General features: G+C 65.9%; 7 protein-coding genes. All 7 read left to right on the forward strand.

Going from position 1 to position 6,794, the window contains the following annotated elements; genetic code table 11:
- Positions 1 to 39: 39 nt before the first annotated feature.
- Positions 40 to 900: a TatD family hydrolase gene (locus AC1DJH_RS21710; protein WP_478187116.1), complete on the forward strand. Its 861-nt coding sequence runs from the start codon at positions 40 to 42 to the stop codon at positions 898 to 900.
- Between the two features lie 133 nt (positions 901 to 1,033).
- Positions 1,034 to 1,510, forward strand: a complete 477-nt coding sequence (locus AC1DJH_RS21715) for a hypothetical protein (protein ID WP_472116904.1) — start codon at positions 1,034 to 1,036, stop codon at positions 1,508 to 1,510.
- Positions 1,511 to 1,584: 74 nt separating this feature from the next.
- A complete protein-coding gene (locus AC1DJH_RS21720) occupies positions 1,585 to 2,112 on the forward strand; it encodes a DNA-deoxyinosine glycosylase (protein WP_478187117.1) in 528 nt (175 codons plus the stop codon).
- Entirely contained in the window at positions 2,112 to 2,888 is a 777-nt protein-coding gene (locus tag AC1DJH_RS21725; RefSeq protein ID WP_478187118.1) for a class I SAM-dependent methyltransferase, read from the forward strand. The genes AC1DJH_RS21720 and AC1DJH_RS21725 overlap by 1 nt, the downstream gene beginning before the upstream one ends.
- A gap of 296 nt (positions 2,889 to 3,184) precedes the next feature.
- A complete protein-coding gene (gene tfpB, locus AC1DJH_RS21730; protein WP_478187119.1) occupies positions 3,185 to 4,981 on the forward strand; it encodes a type IV pilus assembly ATPase TfpB in 1,797 nt (598 codons plus the stop codon).
- Positions 4,982 to 5,129: 148 nt separating this feature from the next.
- Positions 5,130 to 5,618, forward strand: coding sequence for a tripartite tricarboxylate transporter TctB family protein (locus AC1DJH_RS21735; protein WP_435482903.1), 489 nt, complete (start codon positions 5,130 to 5,132; stop codon positions 5,616 to 5,618).
- A 19-nt stretch (positions 5,619 to 5,637) separates the two neighbouring features.
- Positions 5,638 to 6,794 (forward strand): tripartite tricarboxylate transporter permease (locus AC1DJH_RS21740; protein WP_478187120.1); only part of this gene is annotated, 1,157 nt, incomplete at its 3' end.

Below are 6,794 nucleotides of genomic sequence, written 5' to 3' on the forward strand. Positions count from 1 at the left end.
CTTTCCGCGGCCGTGCATCCCTTCGGGCATCATCGCCCGATGGCTACCTTCGTCGATACCCATTGCCATCTGGACGCGCCCGAGTTCGGTGCGCAAATGCCTGAAATCCGCGCCCGCGCTGCCGAAAGGGGCGTGGCGATGTGCGTCATTCCTGCCGTGGCCGTCTTCAATTTCACGACCGTGCGCGCGCTGGCCCACGCCCAGGGCGACGCCTATGCGCTGGGCATTCATCCGCTGTGCACCGCAGAGGCCAAGGACGAAGACCTCGCCACGCTCGACGCCGAACTCACCGCGCACCGCGGCGACCCGCGCCTGGTGGCGGTCGGCGAAATCGGGCTCGACTACTTCGTGGAAGGCCTGGACGGCCCGAAGCAGGAGCGCTTCTTTCACACTCAGTTGCAACTGGCACGCAAGCACGGGTTACCCGTGCTCATCCATGTACGCCGCTCGGTCGACAAGGTGCTCAAGCACCTGCGGCAGACATCGGGCGGCCAGCCGTGGCAGGGCATCGCCCATGCCTTCAACGGCAGCGAGCAGCAGGCCCGGGCCTGCATCGCGCTGGGCCTGAAACTGGGCTTCGGCGGCGCGGTGACCTTCGAGCGCGCGCTGCAGCTGCGCCGGCTGGCCACCACCTTGCCCCTCGAATCGATCGTGATGGAGACCGACGCGCCCGATATCCAGCCGCACTGGCTCTACCGCACCCAAGCCCAGCGCGACGCTGGCGAACCGCAGGGCCGCAACGACCCCGGAGAGCTGCCGCGCATCGCCGGCGTGGTGGCCGGCCTGCGTGGAATCGGCACCGAGGAACTGGCCGAAGCCACGACCCGGAATGCGCTCGACACGCTGCCACGTCTGAAAAATCTCACACCGCTGTCGGAACGCCCGCCGCACCGCGCGTAGGCCAACGTCCCGACCTGCGCACGTGTGTGCAGATGCTGCGGATTTGCTGTCATCCTTGAGGTTCAGAAGTTCGTTGCTTAGACCAGTGGCAAGTCAGTCACTTCAAAAACTTCATCCAAACAGGAGCCTTTACATGACCACGTCTTTCATTCGCACCATGCCCGTCGTCCTCGCGCTGGCGCTCGCCTCCATCGGCGTGTCTGCCGTGGCGCAGACCACCGCTCCCGCCACCGCGGCAACCCCGGCCACGGCCGAGCCAACCACCGGCGAAAAGGTGAAGGAAGCCGGCAGCAATGCCGTCGATGCCACCAAGCGCACGACCAAGAAGGCCGTGAACGCCACCGAAAACGGCGCCGAAAAGGCCTGGGACGCGACCAAGCGCACCACCAAGAAGGCCGCCAATGCCACCGAAAACGGCAGCAAGAAGGCCTGGAACGCCACCAAGCGCACCACCAAGAAGGCCACCACCGCCACCAAGAATGTGGCCGAGAAGACCGGCGACGCAGTCGAAAACACCGGCCACAAGGCTGCCAACGGCATGCGCAGCACCGGCGCCGCCATCGGCGAGAAGATCCCCGGCACGGCCGAGAACGAAGCTGCCAAGAAGTAAGGCGTTTCGCCCGTCTCGAAGGAACCCGCCTCGGCGGGTTTTTTCATGGCCGCGACAGTGGCACGATGCCGTCCATGAACCCATCCGCCGCATCCCCGGCACCGGCCGCCGTGCTCACGGGCCTGGCACCCATCGTCTCGTCGAACACTGCCGTCCTCGTGCTGGGCAGCTTCCCCGGTGTGAAGTCGCTCGAGCGGCAGCAGTACTATGCACACCCCCAAAACCAGTTCTGGAAGATCCTGCAAGCCGTGTGGCCCGACATTCCCCTGCCTTCGGCCGCCGACGGCTATCGCCAGCGCTGCCAGTGGCTGCTCGATCGCGGCCTGGGCGTGTGGGACGTGTACGGCGCCTGCGAGCGCGAGGGCAGCCTCGACTCGGCCATCCGCTCGCCCGTGGTGAACGACATCGCCGGGCTGCACCTGCCCCGGCTGGCCGCCATTGCGCACAACGGCGGCGAAAGCTTCAAGCACGCGCGCCACACGCGCACCCTGGGCGTGCCGGTTCATCCGCTGCCATCCACCAGCCCCGCCAACGCGTCGTGGAGCTTCGAGCGCAAGCTCGCGGCCTGGCGCGAGGTCTTCGCCGCCCATAACCTCGTCTGATGGCTTCGAGCAAAACTCCCGCCCAACCCCTCGTCCTTCCCGAAGTCAATTTCTCCGACTGGGGCGACATCCGCTACCTGCACCTGGGCACCGAATGGGTCCAGGGCTCGATGAAGATCGACGCGCCCTTCGAGATCGAACTCGAGTACGTGCAGCGCATGATGGCCTGGCTGCTGTTCGCCGACGGCAAGACCGTGGCCAGCCGCCACGCCATGCAGCTCGGCCTGGGCGCGGCCACGCTCACCAAGTTCAGCCGAAAGATCCTGCGCATGCGCACCACCGCCGTCGAACTCAACCCGCAGGTGGTGTCGGCCTGCCGCGGCTGGTTCAAGCTGCCGGCCGACGACCCGAAGCTGCGCGTGGTGATCGCCGACGCGGCCGCCGAGATCCGCAAGCCCGAGTGGCACCAGTCGGTCGATGCACTGCAGGTCGACCTGTACGACCACGAGGCCGCCGCGCCCGTGCTCGACAGCGAAGACTTCTATGCCGACTGCCGCGCGCTGCTCACCGAGGACGGCTGCATGACGGTCAACCTGTTCGGCCGCTCGTCGAGCTACGAGCGCAGCCTGGAGAAGATTGCCGCCGCCTTCGGCGCCAATGCGGTGTGGGCTTTCAAGCCCACGCGAGAGGGCAACACCGTGGTGCTGGCGCAGCGCACCGCCACCCGCCCCAAGCGAGACCTGCTGGTCGAGCGCGCGCAGACCATCCAGACGCGCTGGAACCTGCCCGCGCCCAAATGGCTGCGCGTGTTCAAGCCATTGCAGCTTTCGTTGTAAACCTCTCCAGGCCCATGCGCCAGCGGGCCGGTGAGTATCCCTGCAGAGGGCACAACCGCCGTGCCACCTGTCGCACAGGTGCTGAGGCTTGTCGTCTGTGAGAAGGCACAACTTGCCGCGTGTGGCGGGCGCGTCACGGCCGATCCGGTTGCAGAGGCAAAGCGTGTCGAATGGCACCCGGCGGGCTTGCCGAGTGCGTGCAAACCATCCAGACTCACTGGGCCTCGCCCGACTGCGCGCGAATCCCGCTGTCGCTGCAGTGGCCGAGCCCAGCTTTTCTTAATTCTTTCCGGTTCATGAGCGCTGTTCCTGCTGCTTCCGTTTCCACATCCGCCACGCCGCGCCATGAAGGCCCGCTCGACCTGCGCCGCATGATCGAATGGCTGGCCACCGACGGCGTCATTTCGCCGATGGAGGCCAAGCGCACCATCGCGCGCTGCGCGCAGGCCGAAAGCCGCCAGGCCCCGCTGGTGCGTCTTGCCAATGTGGCCATGACGCGCGAGAGCGACAACAAGCCGCTCGACATCGAAATGCTCACGCAATGGCTCGCCGGCCGCGCGGGGCTGGCCTACCTGCGCATCGACCCGTTGAAGGTCGACGTGGGCAAGGTGGCCGAGACCATGAGCGCGGGCTATGCAGAGCGCCACAAGGTGCTGCCGGTGCAGGTGCTGGCCCACGAGGTGGTGGTGGCGACGGCCGAGCCCTTCCTCACCGACTGGATATCCGAGGTGGAGCGACAGGCGAAGCGGGCGGTGCGCCGCGTGGTGGCCAACCCGGCCGACATCCAGCGTTACACGGCCGAGTTCTTCGCGCTCGCGAAGTCGGTTCGCGCGGCGCAGAAGGCCGGCGGCAACACCGGCGGCGCGAGCTTCGAGCAACTGGTGGAACTGGGCAAGAGCAACAAGCTGCTCGACGCCAACGACCAGAGCGTGGTGCAGGTCGTCGACTGGCTGTGGCAGTACGCCTTCGACCAGCGCGCGAGCGACATTCACCTGGAGCCGCGCCGTGAGCAGGGCGTGGTCCGCTTTCGCATCGACGGCATCCTGCATCCGGCCTACCAGATGCCCATGGGCGTGATGAACGCGATGGTGGCGCGCATCAAGCTGCTGGGCCGCATGGACGTGGTCGAAAAGCGCCGCCCGCTGGACGGCCGCATCAAGACCCGCAACATGCGCGGCGACGAAGTCGAAATGCGCCTGTCGACCCTGCCCACCGCCTTCGGCGAGAAGATGGTGATGCGCATCTTCGACCCCGACACGGCGGTGAAGGACCTCGACGCGCTGGGCTTCGCGCAGCACGATGCGCAGCGCTGGGAACAGCTGGTCACGCGGCCCAACGGGATCATCCTGGTGACGGGGCCCACCGGATCGGGCAAGACCACCACGCTGTATTCCACGCTGAAGCGCGTGGCGACCGAAGAGGTCAACGTGAGCACGGTGGAAGACCCGATCGAAATGATCGAGCCCGCGTTCAACCAGACGCAGGTGCAGCCGCAGCTGGACTTCGGTTTCACCGAGGGCCTGCGCGCGCTGATGCGGCAGGACCCGGACATCATCATGGTCGGCGAAATCCGCGACCTCGCCACCGCCGAGATGGCGGTGCAGGCCGCGCTCACCGGCCACCTGGTGTTCAGCACGCTGCACACCAACGACGCGCCGAGCGCCATCACGCGGATGATGGAGCTGGGCGTGCCTTCGTACCTCATCAACGCCGTGATGCTCGGCGTGCTGGCCCAGCGGCTGGTGCGCACGCTGTGCCCGCACTGCAAGCAGCCCGACGACACCATCACCCGCGAGAAGCTGGAGACCATCGTCAAGCCCTGGCAGATCACGGGCTCTGTGCGCGCCTACAAGCCGGTGGGCTGCGTCGATTGCCGCATGACCGGCTACATGGGGCGCATGGGGCTGTACGAGCTGCTGAGCATCAGCGAGGCGTTCAAGGCCCAGGTGACCAAGGAGCCCAACCTGTCGGGCCTGCGCAGGCAGGCCGTGATCGACGGCATGCGCCCGCTGCGGCTGGCCGGTGCGCTGCGCGTGGCCGAGGGCGTGACCACCATCGAGGAAGTGCTGAGCGCCACGCCGCCCCTCGAATAGAGTCCTCTTGTTTCCATATCGGCCGCCCTTCACGGGGCCACTGTGTTCTTTCGGGTTATCCCTAGGCCTTTGGTTAGTGGAATCCACATCAGCCTGACCGGTAGCTGACTCGACAATCCCGCATCGAAATTGTTCGAGGAGACTGTTCGTGAAGATCAAGAGTCAGAAAGACTTTTTTTCGGGTCTGATGTTCACCGTGGTCGGTGTGGCGTTCGCATGGGGCGCCACCACCTACACGGTGGGCTCGGGTGCCCGAATGGGCCCGGGTTATTTCCCGTTGATGCTCGGCATCCTGATGGCCGTCATCGGCCTGGGGATCATGTTCACCGGCCTGACCGTTGAAACCACCGACGGCGAAAAGATCGGCAAATGGGCCTGGAAGCAGGTCGTGTTCATCCTGGGTGCCAACCTGGCGTTCGGCGTTCTGCTCGGCGGCCTGCCGAGCCTGGGCGTGCCGGCCATGGGAATGATCATCGCCATCTACGCGCTGGTGATCATCGCCAGCCTTGCAGGCAACGAGTTCGACCTGAAGAAGGTGCTGGTCCTGGCCACCGTTCTGGCGGTGGGCAGCTACGTTGCATTCATCTGGGCGCTCAAGCTCCAGATCCAGGTCTGGCCGACCTTCATCACCGGCTGAGAAACAAGCGACTCACATCATGGAATTGTTTGAACACCTCTCGATGGGTTTTGGCGTTGCCTTTACCTTCACCAACCTGCTGTACTGCCTGGTCGGCTGCATTCTGGGCACGCTGATCGGCGTGCTCCCGGGCATCGGTCCGGTCGCCACCATCGCGATGCTGCTGCCCGCCACGTACGCGCTGCCGCCCGTGTCGGCGCTGATCATGCTGGCCGGCATCTATTACGGCGCCCAGTACGGCGGCTCCACCACCGCCATCCTGGTCAACCTGCCGGGCGAGTCATCGTCGGTGGTGACCGTGATCGACGGCTACCAGATGGCGCGCAAGGGCCGTGCCGGTCCTGCACTTGCTGCGGCCGGGCTGGGCTCGTTCTTCGCGGGTTGCGTGGGCACGCTGATCCTGGCTGCGTTCGCCCCGCCGCTGACCGAGCTGGCCTTCAAGTTCGGCCCTGCCGAGTACTTCTCGCTGATGATCCTGGGCCTGATCGGCGCCGTGGTGCTGGCTTCGGGCTCGCTGCTCAAGGCCATCGCGATGATCGTGCTGGGCCTGCTGATGGGCCTGGTCGGTACCGACGTGAACTCGGGTGTCGCGCGCTACAGCTTCGACATTCCGGAACTCACCGACGGCATCGGCTTCGTGGCCATCGCCATGGGCGTGTTCGGCTACGGCGAAATCATTGCCAACCTCTCGCGCCCCGACGACGAGCGCGAAGTGTTCACGGCCAAGGTTTCGGGCCTGTTCCCGACCAAGGAAGACTTCAAGCGCATGATCCCCGCGGTGCTGCGCGGCACGGCCCTCGGTTCGGCCTTGGGCATCCTGCCGGGCGGCGGTGCGCTGCTGGCGGCTTTCGCGGCCTACACGATCGAGAAGAAGACCAAGCTGAAGCCGGGCGAAGTGCCCTTCGGCAAGGGCAACATCCGCGGCGTGGCGGCACCTGAATCGGCGAACAACGCCGGTGCGCAGACCTCCTTCATCCCGCTGCTGACGCTGGGCATTCCGCCCAATGCGGTGATGGCGCTGATGGTGGGYGCCATGACGATCCACAACATCCAGCCCGGCCCGCAGGTGATGACCAGCAACCCCGAGCTGTTCTGGGGCCTGATCGCCTCGATGTGGATCGGCAACGCGATGCTGATCATCCTGAACCTGCCGCTCATCGGCATGTGGATCAAGCT

Source organism: Variovorax sp. 10N412 (genome assembly GCF_056394985.1).

Coding starts and splice junctions, on each gene's coding strand:
- AC1DJH_RS21710 (WP_478187116.1), top strand. CDS start 40: ATGGCTACCTTCGTCGATACCCATTGCCATCTGGACGCGCCCGAGTTC.
- AC1DJH_RS21715 (WP_472116904.1), top strand. CDS start 1,034: ATGACCACGTCTTTCATTCGCACCATGCCCGTCGTCCTCGCGCTGGCG.
- AC1DJH_RS21720 (WP_478187117.1), top strand. CDS start 1,585: ATGAACCCATCCGCCGCATCCCCGGCACCGGCCGCCGTGCTCACGGGC.
- AC1DJH_RS21725 (WP_478187118.1), top strand. CDS start 2,112: ATGGCTTCGAGCAAAACTCCCGCCCAACCCCTCGTCCTTCCCGAAGTC.
- tfpB (WP_478187119.1), top strand. CDS start 3,185: ATGAGCGCTGTTCCTGCTGCTTCCGTTTCCACATCCGCCACGCCGCGC.